The organism is Cupriavidus sp. FW306-1B-F12B (genome assembly GCF_058781795.1).
Window position 1 is genome coordinate 149,732 of record NZ_JBYSXC010000011.1, and the last position, 22,445, is coordinate 172,176.

At 67.2% G+C, this 22,445-nt stretch carries 17 protein-coding genes; 10 read left to right on the plus strand and 7 right to left on the minus strand.

The annotated features are described in order from the left end of the window. The first annotated feature begins 1 nt into the window (after window position 1). The 6 genes from AC3WLE_RS19440 to AC3WLE_RS19465 all read left to right on the plus strand — a co-directional run bounded on the left by AC3WLE_RS19440 (window position 2) and on the right by AC3WLE_RS19465 (window position 8,451). Complete coding sequence (locus AC3WLE_RS19440; RefSeq protein ID WP_492321281.1) at window positions 2-985, plus strand: Bug family tripartite tricarboxylate transporter substrate binding protein; 984 nt, start codon at window positions 2-4, stop codon at window positions 983-985. Between the two features lie 23 nt (window positions 986-1,008). Continuing rightward, complete coding sequence (locus tag AC3WLE_RS19445) at window positions 1,009-1,788, plus strand: enoyl-CoA hydratase/isomerase family protein (protein WP_492321280.1); 780 nt, start codon at window positions 1,009-1,011, stop codon at window positions 1,786-1,788. Between the two features lie 136 nt (window positions 1,789-1,924). Further along, window positions 1,925-3,112, plus strand: coding sequence for an acyl-CoA dehydrogenase family protein (locus AC3WLE_RS19450; RefSeq protein ID WP_492321279.1), 1,188 nt, complete (start codon window positions 1,925-1,927; stop codon window positions 3,110-3,112). A 427-nt stretch (window positions 3,113-3,539) separates the two neighbouring features. Then, window positions 3,540-5,462 (plus strand): PrkA family serine protein kinase, encoded by a 1,923-nt coding sequence (locus AC3WLE_RS19455; protein ID WP_492321278.1) that lies wholly within the window; start codon window positions 3,540-3,542, stop codon window positions 5,460-5,462. Window positions 5,463-5,499: 37 nt separating this feature from the next. After that, complete coding sequence (locus AC3WLE_RS19460) at window positions 5,500-6,762, plus strand: YeaH/YhbH family protein (protein ID WP_492321277.1); 1,263 nt, start codon at window positions 5,500-5,502, stop codon at window positions 6,760-6,762. A gap of 135 nt (window positions 6,763-6,897) precedes the next feature. Further along, window positions 6,898-8,451: a SpoVR family protein gene (locus tag AC3WLE_RS19465; protein WP_492321276.1), complete on the plus strand. Its 1,554-nt coding sequence runs from the start codon at window positions 6,898-6,900 to the stop codon at window positions 8,449-8,451. 31 nt (window positions 8,452-8,482) lie between these two features. Here the strand turns inward: AC3WLE_RS19465 and AC3WLE_RS19470 are convergent, their stop codons facing one another. Genes AC3WLE_RS19470 through AC3WLE_RS19490 form a run of 5 tightly spaced genes read right to left on the minus strand, consistent with a single transcriptional unit; the run spans window position 8,483 to window position 13,443 of the window. After that, window positions 8,483-9,481, minus strand: coding sequence for an acyl-CoA dehydrogenase family protein (locus AC3WLE_RS19470; protein ID WP_492321275.1), 999 nt, complete (start codon window positions 9,479-9,481; stop codon window positions 8,483-8,485). Window positions 9,482-9,520: 39 nt separating this feature from the next. Then, on the minus strand, window positions 9,521-10,681 hold the full coding sequence (locus AC3WLE_RS19475; protein WP_492321274.1) for an acyl-CoA dehydrogenase family protein: 1,161 nt from the start codon (window positions 10,679-10,681) through the stop codon (window positions 9,521-9,523). 40 nt (window positions 10,682-10,721) lie between these two features. Further along, the gene (locus AC3WLE_RS19480) at window positions 10,722-11,711 is read right to left on the minus strand and encodes a tripartite tricarboxylate transporter substrate binding protein (RefSeq protein WP_010811713.1); all 990 of its coding nucleotides are present in this window, start codon (window positions 11,709-11,711) and stop codon (window positions 10,722-10,724) included. A gap of 50 nt (window positions 11,712-11,761) precedes the next feature. Then, complete coding sequence (locus AC3WLE_RS19485) at window positions 11,762-12,223, minus strand: MaoC family dehydratase (protein ID WP_492321273.1); 462 nt, start codon at window positions 12,221-12,223, stop codon at window positions 11,762-11,764. Further along, window positions 12,220-13,443, minus strand: a complete 1,224-nt coding sequence (locus AC3WLE_RS19490) for a CaiB/BaiF CoA transferase family protein (RefSeq protein ID WP_492351857.1) — start codon at window positions 13,441-13,443, stop codon at window positions 12,220-12,222. Before AC3WLE_RS19490 ends, AC3WLE_RS19485 begins: the two co-directional genes overlap by 4 nt. 106 nt (window positions 13,444-13,549) lie before the next feature. Here AC3WLE_RS19490 and AC3WLE_RS19495 point away from each other — a divergent pair, with 106 nt between their 5' ends. Beyond that, window positions 13,550-14,440: a LysR family transcriptional regulator gene (locus AC3WLE_RS19495; protein ID WP_011616764.1), complete on the plus strand. Its 891-nt coding sequence runs from the start codon at window positions 13,550-13,552 to the stop codon at window positions 14,438-14,440. A 19-nt stretch (window positions 14,441-14,459) separates the two neighbouring features. On the opposite strand, the gene AC3WLE_RS19500 is transcribed toward AC3WLE_RS19495, so the two are convergent. Both AC3WLE_RS19500 and AC3WLE_RS19505 read right to left on the minus strand, forming a co-directional pair. After that, the gene (locus AC3WLE_RS19500; protein WP_492321271.1) at window positions 14,460-15,656 is read right to left on the minus strand and encodes a helix-turn-helix transcriptional regulator; all 1,197 of its coding nucleotides are present in this window, start codon (window positions 15,654-15,656) and stop codon (window positions 14,460-14,462) included. 350 nt (window positions 15,657-16,006) lie between these two features. Beyond that, window positions 16,007-18,343, minus strand: a complete 2,337-nt coding sequence (locus AC3WLE_RS19505) for a mechanosensitive ion channel family protein (RefSeq protein WP_492321270.1) — start codon at window positions 18,341-18,343, stop codon at window positions 16,007-16,009. 264 nt (window positions 18,344-18,607) lie between these two features. Here AC3WLE_RS19505 and AC3WLE_RS19510 point away from each other — a divergent pair, with 264 nt between their 5' ends. The 3 genes from AC3WLE_RS19510 to AC3WLE_RS19520 all read left to right on the plus strand — a co-directional run bounded on the left by AC3WLE_RS19510 (window position 18,608) and on the right by AC3WLE_RS19520 (window position 22,435). After that, window positions 18,608-19,390: an SDR family NAD(P)-dependent oxidoreductase gene (locus AC3WLE_RS19510; protein ID WP_035825028.1), complete on the plus strand. Its 783-nt coding sequence runs from the start codon at window positions 18,608-18,610 to the stop codon at window positions 19,388-19,390. Window positions 19,391-19,465: 75 nt separating this feature from the next. Further along, window positions 19,466-21,049 (plus strand): fatty acid--CoA ligase, encoded by a 1,584-nt coding sequence (locus tag AC3WLE_RS19515; protein ID WP_492321269.1) that lies wholly within the window; start codon window positions 19,466-19,468, stop codon window positions 21,047-21,049. A 147-nt stretch (window positions 21,050-21,196) separates the two neighbouring features. Next, window positions 21,197-22,435 carry a TetR/AcrR family transcriptional regulator gene (locus AC3WLE_RS19520; protein ID WP_492321268.1) on the plus strand — a complete coding sequence of 413 codons (1,239 nt, stop codon included), beginning with the start codon at window positions 21,197-21,199 and terminating at the stop codon, window positions 22,433-22,435. The last annotated feature ends 10 nt before the right edge of the window (window positions 22,436-22,445 follow it).

Here is a 22,445-nt window from a genome sequence, read left to right on the forward strand (position 1 = left end):
CATGCAGCAAAGCAGACGCAACTGGCTGGCACAGGCCGGCACCCTGGCCGGCGCGGCCATCCTCGGCGGCGCGGGCAGCGCCTTCGCGCAGCAACCGTATCCCGGCAAGCCGATCCGCATGATCGTGCCGTACCCGGCCGGCGGCGGCACCGACACCGTGGGCCGCCTGATCGGCCAGCGCCTGGCCGAAAGCCTGGGCCAGCCGGTGGTGGTCGAAAACAAGCCCGGCGCCAGCGGCATGCTGGGCAACGACACAGTCGCCAAGGCGCCGGCCGACGGCTACACCATCCTGCTGGCGATCACGGCGCTGATCCAGGCGCCGGCCCTGTACAAGCGCACGCCGTACGACGTGGCCAGGGACTTCACGCCGGTCTCGCTGATCGCCAAGTCGTCCGACCTGTTCGTCGTGCCCAACCGCGTGCCGGCCAACAATATGCGCGAGTTCCTGGCGCTGGCCAAGGCGGGCAAGCTCAGCTATGGCTCCTATGGCAACGGCACCTCGTCGCACCTGCACGGCGAGCTGCTCAAGCAGCAGGCAGGCATCGAGCTCGCACACATCCCTTACAAGGGCGCGGCGCCGCTGATGAGCGACCTGCTTGGCGGCCAGGTGGACAGCGCCTTTGTCGACGTGACCTCGGCCAACCCGTACCTGGGCAGCAACAAGTTCAAGATCCTCGGCATCACCGGCACCCAGCGCTACAAGGCGCTGCCCAATGTGGCGACCTTCACTGAACTGGGCCTGCCGGGGTTCGAGCCCAACGGCTGGTACGGGCTGTTCCTGCCGGCCAATGCGCCCAAGGATGTGACGGCGAAGCTGGCGGCAGAGACCGCGCGCATCGTGCGCCTGCCCGAAGTGACGCAGAAGCTGGCCGGCATGGGCCTGCAGCCGGTCGGGTCCGCGCCGCAGGAACTGGCGGCCGTGGTCGCCGGCGATACGCCCAAGTGGGCCAAGATCGTGCGCGACGCCAATATCCAGCTCGACTGAAACCCGCCTCCCGGAGCCCACCGATGGAAACCATCCGCTTTGCCGTCGAGGACGGCGTCGCCACGCTGACGCTGGACTCGCCGGCGCGCAAGAACGCGCTGTCCTTGCCGATGCGCGACGAGATCGGCGAAGTGATTCGCCGGGTACGTGCCGACGACAGCGTGCGCGCGCTGATCCTGACCGCCGCCGGCACCGATTTCTCGTCGGGCGGCGACATCAGCTCGATGCAGGTCGAGATCAATGCCGAGCAGGGCCGCAAGCGCCTGCACAAGGTGCACGGCTGGCTGGAAGACCTGATCCAGCTCGACGTGCCGGTCATCGCCGCGGTGGACGGCGCGGCCTATGGCGCGGGCTTCAGCCTGGCGCTGACGGCCGACATCATCCTGGCCACGCCGCGCGCGCGCTTCGGGCTGCCGTTCCTGCGCATGGGGCTGGTCCCCGACTGTGGCGTGTTCTACACGCTGCCGCGGATGATCGGCCTGCAGCGGGCCAAGGCGCTGATGTTCTCGATGCGCGAGCTGAACGCCCAGGCCGCGCAAGACCTGGGCATCGTCATGGAAATCGTGCCGGCGGACAGCCTGCAGGAACGTGCGCGGACGCTGGCGCAGGCCTTCACCGAGGCCTCGCCGGTGGCGGTGGGCCTGACCAAGCAGGCGCTGAACGCCTCGCTGAACCAGGACCTGCACACCATGCTGGCGATGGAAGCGGATGGGCAGGGCATTGCCTTCTCCACCGCCTATCGCCGCGAGGCTGCCGACCGCTTCATGGCCAAGCAGCCGCTGCGCTACCGCTGGCCGGACTGAGCGGCGGCGCGGGTCATGCTGCCCCGCAGCATCCGGCGGCCTCGCCGGGCTGTCGTTTACGTATACAGGCGGGCGCTGGCCGGACGGTAACGGTCGCCTGCCAATTTTCTCGTTTACCCTGATACCAGCACACCATATGGGATCCCACGACCAGCACACGGCGCCCGCCGTACGCCAGACCCCCTGGATGACCGAAGACCTGGGGATGTTCCAGGAAACCGTGCGCCGCTTCATCGAGCGCGAACTGGTGCCCAACGAGGCCCGCTGGGCCGCGCAGGGCTATATCGACCGCGAGGTCTGGCGCCGCGCCGGCCAGATCGGGCTGCTGTGCGCCAGCATCCCCGAGGAATACGGCGGCGGTGGCGGCACCTTTGCCCACGAGGCCGTCATCACGCAGGAAATGTCGCGCGCCGTCTGCACCAGCCTTGGCAATAATGTGCACAGCGGCATCGTGGCACATTACCTGCTCAACTACGGCACGGAAGCGCAGAAGAAGAAATGGCTGCCGCAGATGGCCAGCGGCGAAATGGTGGCGGCCATTGCCATGTCGGAACCTGGCGCCGGTTCCGACCTCAAAGCGATACGCACCCGCGCGGTGCGCGAACAGACCGAAAACGGAGACTGCTATCGCATAAACGGTGCAAAGACCTTCATCACGAACGGGTATCACGCCGACCTGGTCTGCGTGGTGGCCAAGACCGATCCGGAGGCCGGTTCGCGCGGCGTGTCGCTGGTCATGGTGGAGACGCGAGACCTGCCGGGCTTCCGTCGTGGCCGCATTCTCGAGAAGATCGGGCAGAAAGGGCAGGACACCGCCGAACTCTTCTTCGACGACGTGCTGGTGCCGTGCGCCAACCTGCTTGGCACGCAGGAAGGGCAGGGTTTCTACCAGCTTATGCAGCAGCTGCCGCAAGAGCGCATGATCATTGCGCTCGGGGCCGTGGCCACCATGCAGCGTGCCATCGAGCTGACCACCGAATACGTGCGCGAGCGCAAGGTGTTCGGCCAGCCGCTCGCCGATCTGCAGAACACGCGGTTCAAGCTGGCGGAGTGCAAGACGGTCGCCACCATTGCCGCGACCTTCGTCGACGATTGCATGCTGCGCCTGATTGACGGCAAGCTCGACGCTGCCACGGCCGCCATGGCCAAGTGGTGGTGCACGCAGCAGAACTGCCAGGTCATCGACGAGTGCCTGCAGTTGCACGGCGGCTACGGCTACATGCTTGAATACCCGATCGCGCGTATGTATGCGAATGCACGCGTGAGCAAGATCTTCGGCGGCTCCAACGAGATCATGAAGGAGCTGGTCGCGCGCACGCTTTGACGCGCCTGCTATCAGCACTGTGCGCGTGCTAGTGCGCGCAAACGCGTAAGAAAATGCGGAAAAACGAAGGCCGGCACCAGTGCCGGCTTTCGTGCGTATGGTTACAAAACCGGATGTGCACGGATGGCGGGAAAGGTGTAAGGTGTTTCACAAGCATGGTCAATGGCCCGTCGCGTGCGGGGGCAAGGCCCGAGCGGAAATGCAGCCAAAAGCTGAAGCGAATTCATGCAGAAAATGCAGCAACGAAACAGACGTTGCATCGATGCAAGATTTGTCAACTCGGATTCCACCATCGCCGTTATTTGACTATGATGAAGTAAAGACTTCGCAACATGACAGGTCGCCAGGCCGGGGTGGTGTGCCGCGAACGTTGCGCGAAGCCTTAGGGGTAGCACGCCTCGGACGTGAACTCTGACGGGAGTGAGGTATGGACATTTTTGGCCATTACGCTACGCGCTTCGAAGCTCGCAAGGAAGAGGAATACAGCATCCAGGAGTACCTGGAGATCTGCAAGAAGGATCCGACTGCCTACGCGACTGCTGCAGAGCGCATGCTTGCCGCCATCGGCCAGCCTGAGTTGGTGGATACCCACCATGACCCCAGGCTGTCCCGCCTGTTCTTCAACAAGGTCATCCGCATCTATCCGGCCTTCCGCGACTTCTATGGCATGGAGGACACGATCGAACAGATCGTCTCGTTCTTCAAGCACGCGGCGCAGGGCCTGGAAGAGCGCAAGCAGATCCTCTACCTGCTCGGGCCTCCGGGTGGTGGCAAGTCCTCGCTCGCTGAAAAGCTCAAGGCGCTGATGGAGGAGATCCCCATCTACGCGCTCAAGGGTTCGCCGATCCATGAGTCGCCGCTGGGGCTGTTCGCGCCAGAGGAGGACGGCAAGATCCTGGAAGAGGACTACGGCATTCCGGTCCGGTACCTGAACACCATTGCCTCGCCATGGGCGGTCAAGCGCCTGCACGAGTTCAACGGCGATATCACCAGGTTCCGGGTGGTCAAGCTGCGCCCTTCGGTGCTGTCGCAGATTGCGATCTCGAAGACCGAGCCTGGCGACGAAAACAACCAGGATATTTCCTCGCTGGTCGGCAAGGTCGACATCCGCAAGCTGGAAGATTTTCCGCAGGACGATCCGGACGCCTACTCCTATTCCGGCGGGCTCTGCCTGGCCAACCGCGGCCTGCTCGAGTTCGTTGAAATGTTCAAGGCGCCGATCAAGGTCCTGCACCCGCTGCTGACGGCAACGCAGGAAGGCAACTACAAGGGCACCGAAGGCTTCGGCGCGATCCCGTTCGACGGCATCATCCTGGCGCACTCGAACGAGGCCGAGTGGACGACCTTCAAGTCGGACAAGAACAACGAGGCTTTCCTGGACCGGATCTATATCGTCAAGGTGCCGTACGTGCTGCGCGTGTCCGACGAGGTGAAGATCTACGACAAGCTCTTGCGCAGCAGTTCGCTGTCGGCCGCGCCGTGCGCGCCCAACACGCTGAAGATGATGGCGCAGTTCGCGGTGCTTACGCGCATCAAGGAGCCCGAGAACTCCAATATCTTCTCGAAGATGCGCGTCTATGACGGCGAAAGCCTGAAGGACGTGGATCCGAAAGCGAAGTCGTACCAGGAATACCGCGACTACGCCGGCATCGACGAAGGCATGAACGGGCTGTCGACGCGCTTTGCGTTCAAGGTCCTGTCCAAGGTCTTCAACTTCGACAACACCGAAGTGGCGGCCAACCCGGTGCACCTGCTGTACGTGCTCGAACAGCAGATCGAGCGCGAGCAGTTCCCGCCGGAGCAGGAAGCCAAGCTGCTGTCGTACATCAAGGAGTACCTGACCACTCCGTTCGTGGAGTTCATCGGCAAGGAGATCCAGACCGCCTACCTGGAGTCGTATTCGGAGTATGGGCAGAACATCTTCGACCGCTATGTGGTGTTCGCCGACCTGTGGATCCAGGACCAGGAGTACCGCGATCCCAACACCGGCGAGATCCTCGACCGCAACGCGCTGAACGACGAGCTTGAGAAAGTGGAGAAGCCCGCGGGTATCTCGAACCCGAAGGACTTCCGCAACGAGATCGTCAACTTCGTGCTGCGGGCGCGGGCCAACAACAGTGGCAAGAATCCGGTCTGGACCAGCTATGAAAAGCTGCGGATGGTGATCGAGAAGCGCATGTTCTCCACCACGGAGGACCTGCTGCCGGTGATCTCGTTCAATGCCAAGTCTTCTCGCGAAGACCAGGACAAGCACGAGAACTTCGTCAACCGCATGGTCGAGAAGGGGTACACGCCCAAGCAAGTGAGACTTCTGGTGGAGTGGTATCTGCGCGTAAGAAAGTCATCGTAACGGCGCCGCGGAACAGGTCTCTCAACGAGGGCAACATATGGCTACGGTCATCGATCGGCGCGAGAACGGCGGCAACAAGAGTGCCGTCAACCAGCAACGTTTCATCAAGCGCTACCGCGAGCAGATCCGGCAAGCGGTGGCAAAGGCGGTGTCCGGCCGGAAGATCATGGACATCGAGCAGAGCGGCCAGGTGTCCATTCCGGTCAAGGACATCTCCGAACCGATCTTCCACCACGGCCCGGGCGGGCGGCGCGAGTGGATTCACCCTGGCAACAAGAAATTCGTCAAGGGCGACTCCTTCGACCGCCAGCAGCAGGGCGGTGGCGGGACCGGTTCGCGCGCCAGCGACAGTGGCGAAGGCGAAGACGATTTCGTCTTCACGCTGTCGCGCGAGGATTTCCTGAACTTCTTCTTCGAGGACATGGCGCTGCCGGACCTGGCCAAGCGCCACCTCGCCAAGATCGCCGAGGTGCGCAAGGTGCGCGCCGGCTATTCCATCGACGGCACGCCTGCCAACCTGTCGGTCCTGCGCACCATGCGCAGCTCGCTGGGGCGGCGCATCGCCTTGTCCAGCCCTTACCAGAAGCGCCTGCGCGAGCTGGAGCTGGACTACAGCGAGGCGCTGGAAAAGGACGGTCCCTATGCCGAAGGCACGCTCGAGCTGATGGAGAAGATGCGGCACCTGCGTGCCTGCATCGACCGCGTGCCCTTTATCGAGAAGCTCGACCTGCGCTACAACAACCGCGTGCTGAAGAAGCGCCCGCAGGCCCAGGCGGTGATGTTCTGCCTGATGGACGTGTCCGGCTCGATGGACGAGAGCCGCAAGGACCTGGCCAAGCGCTTCTTCATGCTGCTGTACCTGTTCCTGAAGCGCAACTACGAGCGCATCGACGTGGTGTTCATTCGCCATCACACGGTGGCGAAGGAAGTCGATGAGGAAGACTTCTTCCACTCGCGCGAGTCCGGTGGTACCGTGGTGTCCAGTGCGCTGAAGCTGATGGTGGAAGTGATCCACGACCGCTATCCGCCCAGCCAGTGGAATATCTACTGCGCGCAGGCATCAGACGGCGATAACTGGGCCGGTGATTCCGAGTTGTGCGGGCGCCTGCTGCGCGATTCGATCCTGCCACTGGTCCAGTACTATGCATATGTTGAAGTCGCGTCGGAAGAGCCGCAGAATCTCTGGGAAGAGTATCTGACGGTCAAGGGACAGTTCGATCACTTTGCGATGCAGCGCATCATCGGTGCGGACGAGATCTACCCGGTGCTGCACGACCTGTTCCAGAAGCGCGCAGCATAGGGTGGCGCCGATCCTGGCCTTCCTCGCGGAGGGCCACAGTGAAGGCAAATGGCGAGGCAACGCGGACCACGCGGCGCGGCGATGCCGTGCGCGCTGGACGGGTCTGGCGCCTTGCCCGGGCAACAAGGGGCGAAGATGGCTTATCTCTCCACGGGTTCGGAATGGACCTTCGAGCTGATCAAACGGTATGACCGCGAGATCGCCCGCATCGCCGGCGAATTCGGGCTGGATACCTATCCCAACCAGATCGAGATCATCACCGCCGAGCAGATGCTCGACGCCTACGCGTCGGCGGGGCTGCCGGTCGGCTACAGCCACTGGTCCTACGGCAAGCACTTCCTGGCGTCCGAGCGCAGCTACCAGCGCGGCCACATGGGGCTGGCCTACGAGATCGTCATCAACTCCAATCCCTGCATCGCCTACCTGATGGAGGAGAACACCATGCCGATGCAGGCGCTGACGATCGCGCACGCCTGCTACGGCCACAACTCTTTCTTCAAGGGCAACTACCTGTTCCGCACCTGGACCAACGCGGACGCCATCGTGGATTACCTGCTGTTTGCCAAGAACTACGTCGCCGAGTGCGAGCAGCGTTACGGCGAGCGCGAGGTCGAACTGCTGCTGGACTCTTGCCACGCCTTGCAGAACTACGGCGTGGACCGCTACAAGCGGCCCAAGAAACTGTCCATCACCGAAGAGAAGGCGCGGCAGGCCGATCGCGAGAACTACCTGCAGCTGCAGGTCAACGACCTGTGGCGCACCCTGCCCAAGCACCGGCCGCATGCGCTGGCGTCGGAGGACGAGGCGTCCGAGGGGGAAATCATCTTCCCGCCCGAGCCGCAGGAGAACCTGCTGTACTTCATCGAGAAGAACGCGCCCAAGCTGGCATCGTGGCAGCGCGAGATCGTGCGCATCGTGCGCAAGATCGCGCAGTATTTCTATCCGCAGCGCCAGACCAAGGTCATGAACGAAGGCTGGGCCACGTTCTGGCACTACACCATCATCAACCAGCTGTACGAGGAAAAGCTGGTCAACGATGCGTTCATGATGGAGCTGCTGCAGGCACATACCAACGTGATTTACCAGCCGCCGTACAACAGCCCCTACTACAGCGGCATGAACCCCTACACGGTCGGTTTCCTGATGTTCCAGGATCTGCGCCGCATGTGCGAGAACCCGACCGAAGAGGACTACCGCTGGGCCCCGGAATTCGCCGGCAGCGACTGGCGCAAGACGCTGGACTTTGCCATGCGCAACTTCAAGGACGAGAGCTTCCTGCTGCAGTTCCTGTCGCCGCGCGTGATCCGCGAGCTGAAGCTGTTCTCGGTGCTGGACGATGACCGCGAAGGCAAGCTGCGCGTCACCGCGATCCACAACGACGAAGGCTACCGCGCGATCCGCCAGCTGATGGCGGCGCAGTATGACCTCTCCAGCATGGAGCCCAATATCCAGGTCACCAATGTCGACGTGGGCGGCGACCGCTCGCTGACGCTGCGGCACCTGCAGAACGACCGCCGGCCGCTGGCGCACAACTTCGACGAGGTGATCCGGCACGTGACCCGGCTGTGGGGCTTCACCGTGCGGCTCGAGGTCGCCTACGAGGACGGCCGCACCGAGCTGAAGTACGAGTGCAAGCCGGAACGGCGCCACCGCCGCCCGCACGGCGGCGGCCTCAGCCTGGCCGCCTGATCCCGCGATTGCCGGGGTTAAGCCCCGCCGCTCAGGCGGCGGGCGCGGGCTCGCACCATTTGCGCACCAGTTCCACCGCGTTGCGGCCGGCGCTGGCGCATACCTGCTCGCCCAGCACCCGGCTCCACCAGCGCTCCGAACCGTCCGCCACCCGCCATGCATGCAGCCGGCGCGTATAGAGCTGCAGGTCGTATTCCTCAGTGATCCCGATGGCGCCGTGCACGGCGTGCGCGATGGCGGCCACCGGCGTGACCGCGTCGCTGGCGCGCAGCTTGCCGATGGCCGCGCGCAGCCGGTCGGGCGTGCCGGTGCCGCTGTCGCAGGCCAGCTGTGCGGCCACGCGTGCGGCGGCGACATGCTCGGCCATCTCGCTGACCTGGTGCTGGATCGCCTGGAACCTGCCGATGGCGCGCCCGAACTGCTGGCGGTCGTTGGCGTACTGCAGGGTCAGGTCGAGCACGTGCGACAGCGCGCCGGCCAGCTGCGCCGTGTGCAGGCAGGCGCCCAGCGTGCGCAGGGTGCCGGCCGGCAGTGAAAACGCCGCTGGCGCCGAGGCGTCAGGGCGCGGCACGCGCAGCGTCAGGTCGTGATGGGCGCCGGTCGCTTCGGCGCGGGCGTCGGCCGCCGGCAGCAGCAGGCAACGCTCGCCGTCCTGCAGCAGGAACCACTGCGCATGGCGGGCGTCGGCCACCAGCGCCGCGGCGGCGCCGTCTTCAAAGCCGGCGAGTGCGACCGGGCCGGCGGGCAGGGCAATGCCATGCGCCTGCAGCAGCGCGCGCGCAAAGATGGTCTGCGCCAGCGGCAGCGGCAAGGCGTGGCGGCCGGTGACAAAAAGCACCGGCGCAAGTTCGCGCAGCGGCAGCGCGGCGCCGCCGGCGGATTCGGGCAGCAGGCAATCGGCAAAGCCGCTTTCCAGCAGCGCTTGCCACAGCGGCTGCGGGTCGGCCCGCTGTTCCAGCGCGCGCACGGTGGCGGGCGGGCAGCAGTCGCGCAGCAGCGCGTCGAGGGCGTCGGAATAGGCGTTATGCATGGGGTATCTCGTTCAGGATGGCGGTCGACGGGGGCGGATTCAGCGCAGGCCGAGCCCGCGCGCGATCATGCCGCGCAGGATTTCGCGGGTGCCGCCGCGCAGCGAGTACGACGGCGCGATCTGCGTGACATAGGCCAGGGTGCGGTACAGCGCCCCATCGGCCGCCAGCGCGGGTTCGTCACCGAGCGCGGCTTCCACCAGCGCCGGGATCGACTGCTCGAAGGTCGTGCCCAGGTCCTTCACCAGCGCAGCCTCCACCACCGGGCTTTCACCGGCGGCCAGCCGCGACGTGACGGCCAGCGACATGGCGCGCAGCACCGCCAGGTGGCCGGCGAGCCGGCCCGCGGTCACCGTGTCGCGCCGTGCCGGCGGCAGCCGGCGCATGGCGTCGAGCCAGGTGTCGAGCAGCACCACGCTGGAGTAGAGGCGCTCCGGGCCGCTGCGCTCGAACGCCAGCTCGGCGTTGACCTGCTCCCAGCCGCTGCCTTCCTGGCCGACCAGCGCGTCCGGGGCCAGCGCCACGTCGTCGAAGGTGACTTCGGAGAAGTGCGCGTCGCCCGCGAGGTCGTGGATCGGCCGCACCGTGACGCCCGGTGCGTGCAGGTCGACGATGAACTGCGACAGTCCGGCCTGCCGGTCCTGCGGCGTGCCCGAGGTGCGCACCAGCGCGATCATGAAGTGGCAGCGGTCGGCATTGGTAGTCCAGATCTTGCGGCCGTTCAGGCGCCAGCTGCCGTCCGCCTGGCGCACCGCGCGCGTGGCCACGCTGGCCAGGTCGGAGCCGGAGTTGGGCTCGCTCATGCCGATGCAGAAGAAGGCCTCGCCGCGGCTGATCGCGGGCAGGTAGCGCGCCTTCTGCGCGTCGTTGCCGTAGCGCAGGATCAGCGGGCCGCTCTGGCGGTCGGCGATCCAGTGCGCCGACACCGGCGCGCCGCAGGCCAGCAGTTCTTCCACCAGCACGAAACGCGAAAACGGATCCAGGCCCGCGCCGCCGAACTGCGCCGGCAGCGTGATGCCGACCCAGCCGCGCGCGGCCAGCGCCCGGCTGAAGGCGGCGTCAAAGCCCATCCACGAGCGCGCGCGCGTTTCCGGCGGCAGCGCGGGCAGGTGCTCATCGAGAAAGGCCCGCACCTCGCCGCGGAACGCCACGGCGTGCGGCGGCAGGGAGGTCAGGCCGAAGGTGGAAAGCAATGCGGTCACGGTGAAATCCTGTGTCTGGTATTGGCTGGTGGCAGCGGTCTCAGTCCAGCGTCGCGCCGGAATCCTTCACGACCTTCTGCCAGCGCGTCATTTCCGCGCTGAGGTAGGCGGCGTAGGCCTCCGGGGTCGATCCGCGCGGCTCCGCCCCCTGCGCGGCCAGGCTTGCGCGCGTCTCGGGGTGGGCCAGCGCCTTGGTGGCGGCGGCATTGAGCTTGCGCACGATCTCGGCCGGTGTCCTGGCCGGCACCATCATGCCCTGCCAGGCGCCGACCTCGAAGCCCGGCTGCACGGTTTCGGCAAGGGTGGGCACGTCCGGCAACTGGGCGCTGCGCGTGGTGCTGGTGACGGCCAGCGCGCGCATACGCTTGTCGCGGATGAAGGGCAGCGATGAATTGATGGTGTCGGCCATGAACTGCACCTGTCCGCTGGCCAGGTCGGTCAGCGCCGGCGCGCTGCCCTTGTAGGGCGCATGCACCGCCGACAGGCCGTTGGCCTGCAGGAACATGAAGGCCGCCAGGTGCGTCACGTTGCCGTTGCCGGCCGAGCCGTAGGTGAGCTTGTCGGGGTTGGCCTTCAGGTACTGGATGAACTCTTTCACGTTCTGTACCGGCAGCTGCGCGTTGACCTCCAGCACCAGCGGCACCATTGCCGTCAGCGCCACCGGCGCGAAATCGCGTTTCACGTCGTAGCTGAGCTTGCGGTAGAGCGCCGGGCTCAGCGCGATCGACGAGGTGTTGTACAGCACCGTATAGCCGTCGGCCGGCGCCTTGGCGACGATCTCCGCGCCGATATTGCCGTTGGCGCCGGGGCGGTTGTCGACCAGCACCTGTTGGCCGAGCGTCTCGCTCATGCGCCGTGCGATCACGCGCGACACCAGGTCGGTCGGGCCGCCCGGCGGGAACGGCACCACCATGCGGATCGGGTGCGACGGGTAGGCGGCATCGGCGGCCGCCGCCGGCTGCGCCAGCATCGCCGGCAATACGATGGCTGCCGCGGCAGCCAGTGTCGTGATGAAAGTCTTTGCCTTCATGTCTTTGTCTCCTCCGTCCATGCAGCCACGCGGCGGATGCCGCCGTGGGTTCAGCGTCCCGCCAGCAACCTGCGCGCGGTGTAGGTCATGACCTGCTCCCCGCGCTGGTTGAACACCTCGATGCGCGAATCCACCACCGCCCGGCCGTTGCGCGAAGTGGGGCGGATGCCGGTCACGGTCACAGTGGCGTGGATGGTGTCGCCCACCACCACCGGCGCGTGGATCTGCTGCGTGAGTTCCAGCATGGCCAGCCCGGTGCCCTGGATCATGGTCTGCAGGATGAAGCCCTCGATCAGCGTGTAGGTCAGCGCCGCCGGCACCGGCCGGCCCTGGATGGCGCCACCGTCATAGCCGGCTTCGATGAAGATGGCCTCGACCATGCCGGTGACGGAGATGAAATTGACCAGGTCGGTCTCGGTCACGGTGCGGGCAAAGGTGCGGAAGGCCTGGCCCTCCTGCAGTTCCTGCCAGTAGAAGCCCTGGCCGAGGCGGGGCAGTTCTGCATGCTTCATGGTGTCTCCTTGACGGGTGCGCAGCGTGCGGCACCGCTTAGTTGCAATTGCGCGATCGCTTCTGCGGACAGTCCCGCCTGCGCCAGCACGCTCGCGGTATGCTCGCCCAGCCGCGGCGGGATGCCCAGCGGCGCGCGCTGGCTGTCGAAGCGCACCGGCGCGCCGGGAAAACGCAGCGTGCCCATGGCCGGGTCTTCGACGGTTTCGAAGAAGCCGGTGGCGGCCAGGTGCGGATCGGCCGGCAGGTCGTCGAGTTCATTGATGCGCGCCACCGGGATCTGCAGGCGTTCGCACAGCTCCACCCAGTGCGCGGTGGTCTGTCCGTGCACGATTTCGCCGGTGAGCTCGTACAGCGTCTCGATATGCCGCGTGCGTGCCGCGATGTCGGCAAAGCGCGCATCGGCGGCCAGCTCGGGGCGCCCGGCGGCTTGGAAGAAGTCGCGCCAGTGCGCATCGGTGTACGGCATCATGCAGACATCGCCGTCGGCGCTGCGGTACGGGCGGCGCAGCGGCGCCAGCACGCGCGGATAGCCGCTGGGGCCGCGCGGCGGCTCGAAATGGCGGCCGTAGAAATGCTCGACCAGGTTGAAGGCGACCATGGATTCGAACATCGGCACTTCGACCAGCGTGCCGTGGCCGCTGCCGCCATCGGCATTGCGCCGCGCGCGCCCGGCCAGCGCCGCGCAGACCGACAGCGCGGCCACCAGCCCGCTGGTCTTGTCCGCGGCAATGGTGGGGAAGTAGCGGCTGTCGCCGGTCTGCGCCGCCATCAGCGCGGCATTGCCGGACAGGCCCTGGATGATGTCGTCGTATGCCGGGCGGCCGCCATAGGGGCCATCCTCGGCAAAGCCGAGCAGGCTGACAAAGACCAGCTCCGGGTGGCGCGCCCGCACGTTGTCGGGCGCCAGCCCGAGTGCGGCCAGCTTTTGCGGGCGCATGCTGTGCATCAGCACGTCGGCGCCGCCCAGCACGCGGTCCAGCGCGGCCTGCGCGGCCGGCTGCTTCAGGTCCAGCACCACGCTGCGCTTGCTGCGGTTCACGCCCAGGAAAATGGCCGCCATGCCGGGCTCGGCGGCGGGGCCGGTACGGCGCGTGGAGTCGCCCTCGGGCGGCTCGACCTTGATCACCTCGGCGCCCAGGTCGGCCAGCCACTGGCTGGCATACGGCCCCATCACCACGGTGGACAGGTCGACCACGCGGATGCCTGCAAGCGGCAGCATGTTGTCTCCGATCTTGTTGACTGTGGGGCACAGGGTAGATCAGCAGGCGAGGCTTGGTCTAATATTAGTTTTTTAGAAATCGATATTCACAGGATATTAACAAGCCATGGACTTCCGCCAGCTGCAGCAGTTCGTCGCCCTGGCCGAGACGGGCAACTTCCACCGCGCCGCTGAACGCCTGCACATGGCGCAGCCGCCGCTTTCCATTTCCATCCGCAAGCTCGAGGACCAGCTTGGCACGGCGCTGTTCGTGCGCACCTCGCGCGGGGTGCGGCTGACGCAGGCGGGCGAGGCCGCGCTGCACGATGCGCGCCGTGCACTGTTCCATGCACAGCAGGCACGTGCCGCCGCGATCGCCGCGGGGCAGGGCGAGCGCGGCGCGCTGCGCATCGGCTTTATCGGCTCGGCGACGTATGCGCTGCTGCCCAAGCTGATCCCGGCGTTCCGCGCGGCGCATCCCGGCATCGAGCTGATCCTGCATGAATCCACCACCGCCGCGATCCTGGACCGCCTGGAAAAGCACCAGATCGACGCCGGCCTGGTGCGCTTCCCGATCCTGAACACCGGCAACTATTCGCTGACGCCGCTGGAAAACGACGTCTTTGTCGCGGCGGTGCCGGCTGACAGCCCGCTGGCAGGCGCAGACGCCATCCCGCTGCGCGCGCTTGCGGACGAGCCCTTCATCATGTATCCGGCGGCGCAGGTGCCCAACCTGCACGCGGTGGCCATGCTGCTGTGCCAGCAGGCGGGCTTTGTGCCGCGTGTCACGCAGGAGGCGGTGCAGGTGCAGACCCAGGTCAGCCTGGTCGAGAGCGGGCTTGGCGTGGCCCTGGTGCCGAGCGTGGCGGCGCGCTACGCCAACCGGCGCGTGCGCTTCCTGCCATTGTCCAGCCCGCGGCCGGCCGGGCGCATCGGCATTGCGCTGGCGGCGCGGCCTGATGACGGCGACCGCCAGGTGCAGCGCTTCCTCGCGGCGGCGCAGGCGGCGGTGAACTGATGGGGGGTGGTGCGGCGCCTCAGGCGGCGCGCGGGCGCGGCGCGCGCGGCCGCACAGCCGGGGTCACGCCGGCGCGCTCCAGGTTCACGCCCGGCAGCAGGTGCAGCAGCCGCACCAGCTCTGACTGGCGATGCGTGCCGGTCTTGCGCAGCGTGTCGCGGATATGCACGCGCACGGTGTGGGGCGAGAGAAATTCGCGCTCGGCAATCTCGTTGAGGGTTTCGCCGGCAGCCAGGCGGATCGCGATAATGCTCTCCTTGCGCGACAGCCCGAACAGCGAGGTCAGCACGCCGGCATCCAGCACCGAGCGCGATTCCGAGTTGCCGAACAGCATCATCGCGGCCGGCAGCTGCCACGGGCCCTCCACCGGCTGGCGCGATACCAGCGGCGTGACGATGATCGGCACCGGCTGTCCGCCGGAAGTGATGTGCATCCAGGAGCCGGAGGCCGCCTCAGTGCCGCGGGCGCGCATGGCACCGTCTAGCAGCTTGCGCAGCACCGCCTGCAGGGTCTCGCTGTGGGCGCGCAGCACGCCGCCCTGCAGCGACAGGTGGCCGTCGGCCTGCACCAGCGCCTCGGCCCAGCTGTTGGCATAGCGCACGCGCAGGTCGGCCTGCAGTACCATCACGCCGAAGTCCAGCGTATCCAGCCCGGCCAGGCCCAGGCTGGCCAGTCCGCTCAGCTCGAAGTTGCGCTGCTGCATCCGTGCCGCGCGCACCCAGTGCGGCATCACGTGGGCCAGGCGCCGCTCGCGCTGGCCCACGCTGATGCTGCCCGCGCTGGTGCCGCTCATCAGCACGCAAACCTCGGCGTTCTCGATCAGGCGGATGCCTTGCTCCAGTCCGCTGCAGGCCAGCGCAGCCGTGGCCGCATCCGCCATGCCGCCATGGTGCGAGGCCACCAGCGCGGCGGTACCGTCGCAGGCCAGCGCGGGGGCGTCATCGGGGGTGCAGCAAGCGCCCGCATGGGGCAGGTCGAGCGGACCGGGCAGCCAGTCGGGCATGCTGGCGCCGCTGGTGAAGCAGCCGTGCGGGGTCACGCCAAGGCGGGCGTAGCCGGCCAGCTTGTCCCAGATCAGGTAACGCGGGCTGCCTGTGCAGGTGTATCGGGAAAAGAGGTCGAGGGCGGCGGGCATGGCCGCAACGTCCAGCGCGGACTCGTAGATTGAGTCGACCAGACGATGGAAGTCCTCGTCCGTAGTCGGGTGTTCGCCCATGTTCAGATCCCCCCGGTGGCAAACGCCTATTGCTCTGCGCCACGGCAAGTGGCTACATCTTTTTGTGTTATCGGTTCCGTTCTGGCGTTCTGTATCTGCGCCGATACGGATGCTGCTGGCGGCGCGCATTGTCCCGTCATGTCCGCCGTAACGCAATCATGCCAAACAATGTTGTTTGTTTTATCCCCCGTATCGGGGGGGAAAATACGGATTGCACGGCGTAACTCCCCAGCCAGGCCAGGCAGGGGCCGTTATCATGCCGGGGCGCGATGGTAATACGCTTGAGGAAAACTTCAAAATCCTCGACGCGGAAACAGTCCAGCGTTTCTCCCATGCCACAGCAGCGCTGGCTATTGTGGCGCAGGGCTCACGTCCTCCTTGCCCGCCAGCTGCGCGACCCCGCCATCCACCTGGATCGTCAGGCTCGGCGATGCCATGCGGATGTCGTTGGCGTCGAAATTGCGCTTGAGCCGCGCATTGAAGGCGCGCGTGATCTCGGCCTGCATCAGCGGCCGGGTCTTGAACTGTGCCATCACCACCGGGCCGTTCGGGTCGAACCGGTCCAGCCCCAGGATGTCCAGCCCCGACATCAGGTTGCGCGCGTAGCGATGGTCGCGCGCCAGTTCGGCGCCGGTGGTGCGGATCAGCTCCAGCGCCTGGTCCAGGTCGCTCTGGTAGGTGATGCCGATGTTGAACACCGCGTAGCCATAGCCGCGCGACAGGTTCTTGACCGCCTTGATCTGGCTGTACGGCAGCGTGTGCAGCGCGCCGCGGCCGTCGCGCAGCTTGACCGTGCGGATGGTCATGGCTTCGACCACGCCGGCGTGGTCCGGCAGCTCGATCGAGTCGCCGATGGCGATGGAGTCCTCGACCACGATGAACAGCCCCGTGATCAGGTCCTGCACCAGGCTTTGCGCGCCAAAGCCGATGGCCAGGCCGACCACGCCCGCGCCGGCCAGCAGCGGCGTCACGTTGACGCCCAGGTTGGCCAGCACCGCGATCACCGTGATCACCAGCAGGCCGATGAACGAGGCGTTGCGCACCAGCGGCAGGATGGTCTTGGCCCGCAGGCTGGGCTGCGCGCCGCGTCCGTGCGCCGGCGACAGGGATTGCATGATGGCGGTGTCGATCAGCAGCCAGACCAGCCAGGCCAGCAGCACGGTGCTGGTGACGCTGAAGACCGTCTCGGTGAGATGGCGGCCCGCGGCGGAGGACTCGGCCAGGCGCACCAGCGAAGTGCCCCAGACGCGCATCACCATCTCGATGAAGACCGCCCAGATCAGCACGCGCACCAGCGCCAGCGCAAAGCGCCCGAAGCGCTGCAGGTAGGCCGAGCGGCGGCGGTCGCGGATGCGCGGCGCGCGCGCGGTGGCCTTGGGCGAGTGCCCCACCACCATCGTCAGCAGCAGCCCGGCGAGGAACAGCGCCACCGATGCCACCGTGCGGCGCAGGAACACATCCGCATTGCCGGTGGCCAGGATGGTGCCGACCACCGATGCCACCACCACCGCCAGCACCGGCAGGTGCCAGGCCTGGCCGGCCAGCCGCAGCAGGTCGGTCACGGCTGGCCGGGCCTGGCGGAAGGCCAGCGGCCGCTGCCCGATCAGCTGGCCGATCTGCCGGCGGAAACACAGCGCGAACGCGCCGATGCCCAGTGCCGCGGCGATATTGGCCACGGTGGCCACCAGGGCGCACAGGTTGGTGCCGAGCACGGCGATCACGCGGCTGTCGGTGGCGCCGTCGCCCAGTGCCGCCAGCGCCCCCGTGCAGAACAGCAGCCACGGTGAGTGCGCCAGCAGCTGCCGCACCGCCAGCTGCCGGTGCGCGGTGCGGAACAGCGTGAAGATGACCTGGCACACCGCTGCCGCGATCGCACCGGCCACGATCGCATACGCGACCAGCACGGCGGCGACGCTGGCCGGCGATTGGGCATACACGTGCTGGGCCAGCAGCACCGTCAGCCCGAACGCGACTACCCAGGGCCCGATATGGCGCAGCATGAAGACGCCGACGTCGACCCACGACGGCAGTTCGGGCAGCTTGCCGCGCTCGGCGCGCGTGGGTTTGCCCGCGCGCCGGCGCCGGATGCGGTGGCCAATCTCCCACAAGGCCCCGCCGCTCACCGCCCAGACTGCCAGCACCAGCGCGAATTCACGCAGCGAGGCCAGCGCCGTGCGGGTGCCGTTGTGGCTGAGCGCGGCGTGCCATTCCTCGCCCGCGAAGCGCGTGCGCCAGCGCCAGAACTGCCACGGGCCGCGATCCTCGCGCAGATGGGAATCGACCTCGTCCAGCACTTCAGCGACGGCACCGATCAGGCCGGGCGCGGAGGCGCCGGCCGCGGCTGCCGCGGCGGAGGCGGGCGCGGCCCCGGAGCCACCCAGCCCCTGGCGCATGGTTTGCAGCTGGCCGACCAGGGCGCGCCGCTCGCCGTCGTTCTGCAGCGTTGCGATCACCTGGTCCAGCGACTGCGCCAGCGGCACGCTGGCGGCGGGTGCGCTGGCCGGCGCCGCGGGTTTCTCCGCCTTGCCCAGCAGTGCCGCGAGGGAGCCGGCCGGGGTGGCGTGCGCCGGGATGGCGCACAGCAGCGTCAACAGCGCGGCCAGCATGGCGAGCGCACGCAGCACCGGCTGCAGTGCGGCATGCCAGCGGGGCGCAGGGGTGGGGGCGTGGTGTTCGGGTTTGTGCATGGTTCGTAGTCGGTTGCCGGTGCCGGGCGGCGCCGGAATGGCCGTCGATCGCGTCACTGTAGCGCATCGGTTGCGCCGGGTGCCGGAGCGCGCCGCAGGCCCGCGCCATCCTCATTCGTCGCTTCGGACGATGCGTCGCAACGGCCGATCCACGAATCTTGACCCCACTCCGGTACAGGCGATTCTTGCGCCTGCCGGCTTCATCAAACCGCGGGGCCGCGCTGGATCCGGCCAGGCCAGGAACAAGAGACAAGGGAAGACGAGATGGAACTCAATGCATCGGTATCGGCAGTGGTGACGGGTGGCGCTTCGGGCCTGGGCGCGGCGACGGCACGTGCGCTGGCAGCGCAGGGCGTGCGCGTGGCGCTGTTCGACCTCAACGTGGAGAAGGGCGAAGCGCTGGCGCGTGAACTGGGCGGCGTGTTCTGCCAGGTCAACGTCACCTCGGAGGCCGAGGTCGAGGCCGGCTTTGCCAAGGCGCGCGCCGCCATCGGCCAGGAACGCATCCTGGTCAACTGCGCCGGCACCGGCAACGCCATCAAGACCGCCTCGCGTTCCAAGGAAGCGCCGGACCAGATCAAGCATTTCCCGACCGATGCCTTCGAGCGCATCATCCAGATCAACCTGATCGGCACCTTCCGCTGCATCGCGCGCTCGGCCGCGGGCATGCTGACGCTGGACAGCGCCGGCGGCGAGCGTGGCGTGATCATCAATACCGCGTCGGTGGCGGCGCAGGACGGCCAGATGGGCCAGGCCGCGTACTCGGCATCGAAGGCGGGCGTGGTCGGCATGACGCTGCCGATTGCGCGCGACCTGGCGGGCGAAGGCATCCGCGTCAACACCATCCTGCCAGGCATCTTCAATACCCCGCTGCTGCAGGGCGCGGCAGAGAACGTCAAGGCCGCGCTGGCCGCTTCGGTGCCGTTCCCCAAGCGCCTGGGGCAGCCGGAAGAGTTTGCCTCGCTGGCCGTCGAGATGTGCCGCAACGGCTATTTCAACGGCGAGTCGGTGCGCCTGGACGGCGCCATCCGCATGGCGCCGCGCTGAGCGTAGCGCCGGCACATCGTCATGGCCGGGCCCGCGCACCGCTGGTCCGGCCACTATCAGAATCAGGAGACGCGGATGGACTTCAGCTATCTGACGACACTGCCCCACGCGGTACGCCACTTCGCGCGCCTGCGGCCCGAGGCGGTGGCGTATGCGTTCGAAGGCCGGCAGACCACCTATGCCGGGTTCGAGCGGAACACCAATCGCGTGGCACAGGCCTTGCTGGCTGAAGGCGCCGGGGTCGGCGAGCGCATCGGCTATATCGGCAAGAACAGCGACCACTATTTCGAACTGCTGCTTGGCGCGTCCAAGATCGGCGCGGTGATGACGCCGGCCAGCTGGCGCCTGGCGCCGCCCGAGGTGGAATTCATCCTCGGCCATTGCGATGCCGTGGTCCTCTTCGTCGGGGCGGAATCGGCGGCAATGGTCCGGAACCTGCTGCCCGCGCTGCCGATGGTGCGCAAAGTGGTGGTGATGGAGCCGTGCGCCGGGCAAGACGACTGGCAGTGCTACACCGACTGGCGCGATGCGCAGCCGGACACGCCGCCCGCGCACCAGCCCGCCGCGCATGACGTGCTGCTGCAGCTATACACGTCCGGCACAACGGGCCGGCCCAAGGGCGCGATGCTGACGCACCGCAACCTGACCATCGGCACCGAAGTCAGCGAGCGCGAGAACGTGCTCTGGTCGCACTGGGTCGCCGACGATGTTTCGCTGGTGGCGATGCCGGTGGCGCATATCGGCGGCTCCGGCTGGGGCCTGCGCAACCTGCTGTCCGGTGCCAAGGGCGTGGTCGCGCGCGAGTTCGATCCGCGCGCGGTGCTCGACTTTATCGAGCGCGAACGCATCAGCAAGCTGTTCCTGGTGCCGGCCGCGATGCAGATCGTGCTGCGCGACCCGCGCGCGCGCCAGGTGGACTACTCGCGCCTGAAGTACCTGCTGTACGGCGCCGCGCCGATTCCCGCGGCGCTGCTGCGCGAGGGCATCGAGGTGTTCGGCTGCGGCTTCGTGCAGCAGTACGGCATGACCGAGACCACCGGCACCATCGTGGCGCTGCCGCCCGAGGACCACACCACCGAGGAAGTGCCGCGCATGCGTGCCGCGGGCAAGCCGCTGCCTGGCGTGGAGATCAAGGTGGTCGACTATGAAGGCCGCCAGCTCGCGCCCGGCGAGGTCGGCGAGCTCGTGGTGCGCTCGCAGCACAACATGGCCGGCTACTGGAAACAGCCCGAAGAGACCGCGCGCACCATCGACGCCGAAGGCTGGCTGCACACCGGCGATGCGGGCTACATGGATGCCGAGGGCTACCTGTACATCCATGACCGCGTCAAGGACATGATCATCAGCGGCGGCGAGAATGTCTATCCGGCCGAGGTCGAAAGCGCGATCTACGGCCACCCGCAGGTGGCCGACGTGGCGGTGATCGGGGTGCCGGACGAGAAGTGGGGCGAGGCGGTCAAGGCCATCGTCGTGCTCAAGCCGGGGCAGGCCCCGGACCAGGCCGGCATCATCGCGTGGACGCGCCAGCGGCTGGCGGGATTCAAGGTGCCCAAGAGCATCGAGTTCGTCGAGGCGCTGCCGCGCAACCCGTCGGGCAAGCTGTTGCGGCGCAAGCTGCGCGAGCCGTTCTGGGAAGGGATGAACCGGCGCGTGAACTGACGCCGGCATGCAGCAAGCAAAAGCCCGCCGTCACTGGCGGGCTTTTGCTTTGGCGGGCGGGGAACGGGGCGCCCGCTATAATCCGCGCAGGCACTGTGCCGCCTTACCACGTCCACCCGCAATATTGCGCGACCATACCTTTCCGCCATGTCCAAGGACCCCGCGCAAGCCCGCCTGACCCGCCGCTATGTCGAAAAACGCGAGGCCATCCTGGACGCCGCCGCGCGGCGCTTCAACCACCAGGGCGTACGGGGCACCACCTTGTCGGATGTCGCCGAGGACGTGGGCCTGAGCACCAACAGCATCACCTACTACTACCGCAAGAAGGAAGACCTGGTGGTGGCGTGCCTGCTGCGCACCATCGGCGAGATGGTGGACATTGCCAGCGCGGCCCAGCAGCAGCCGGCGCCGCGCGACCGGGTGGAGGCCTTCATCGCGCTGTTCTTCGAGCGCCTGGCGCGTACCGCCACCGGCGAGCGGCCTGAGCTGATGAGTTTCCGCGAGATCCGGGCGCTGCCGGACAGCCATGCCGATATCGCATTCGACGCCTATACCGACATGTTCCGCCGCATCCGCCAGCTGCTGCGCGAACGCCCGCCGGCCGATCCGGCGCAGCGCAGTGCGCTGAGCGCGCGCGCCCACCTGCTGCTGTCGCTGGCGACCGGCGCGATGTCGTGGGTGGAGCGCTATGAGCCCGAGGACTATCCGAAGGTGGCGCAGACCGTGGTCGACGTGCTGCTGCACGGCATTGCCGCGCCGTCGGCCCGCTGGCATGCGCAGATGGACGTATCCGCGCTGCTGCCGGCGCCGGACAGGCCCGAGACCACGCAGGAGGCCTTCCTGCGCGCGGCGACCGAGCTGCTCAACGAGCAGGGCTATCGCGGCGCATCGGCCGATCGCATCTCGGCGCGGCTGAACCTGACCAAGGGCGCGTTCTATCACCACAACGAGAACAAGGACGACCTGATCTCGGCCTGCGTCGACCGCATGTTCGCAGTGATCCGCAATACCCAGACGCTGGTGGAAAACGGCCCCGGCACCGGCTGGGACAAGCTGTGCGCGGTGTCGCGGGCGCTGGTGCAATACCAGTTCTCCAGCCAGGGACCGCTGCTGCGCCTGACCATCTATGGCGCGCTGCCCGAGGACATGCGCAAGGAGAAGATGCTGACCATGAGCCGGCTGTCGGCGCGGATCGTGCGCTTCCTGGTGCTGGGCATGCAGGATGGCTCGATCCGGGCACTGGACCAGTCCATTGCCGCGCTGCAGGTCAACGGCATGATCAATGCCGCGGTGGAGTTGTCCCGCTGGGTGCGCGACGCCCACGCGGACAACGCCGCTGACCTGTTCGTGCGGCCGTTGCTGATGGGCATCCTGTCGGAGCCCTGAGCGCTAGCGC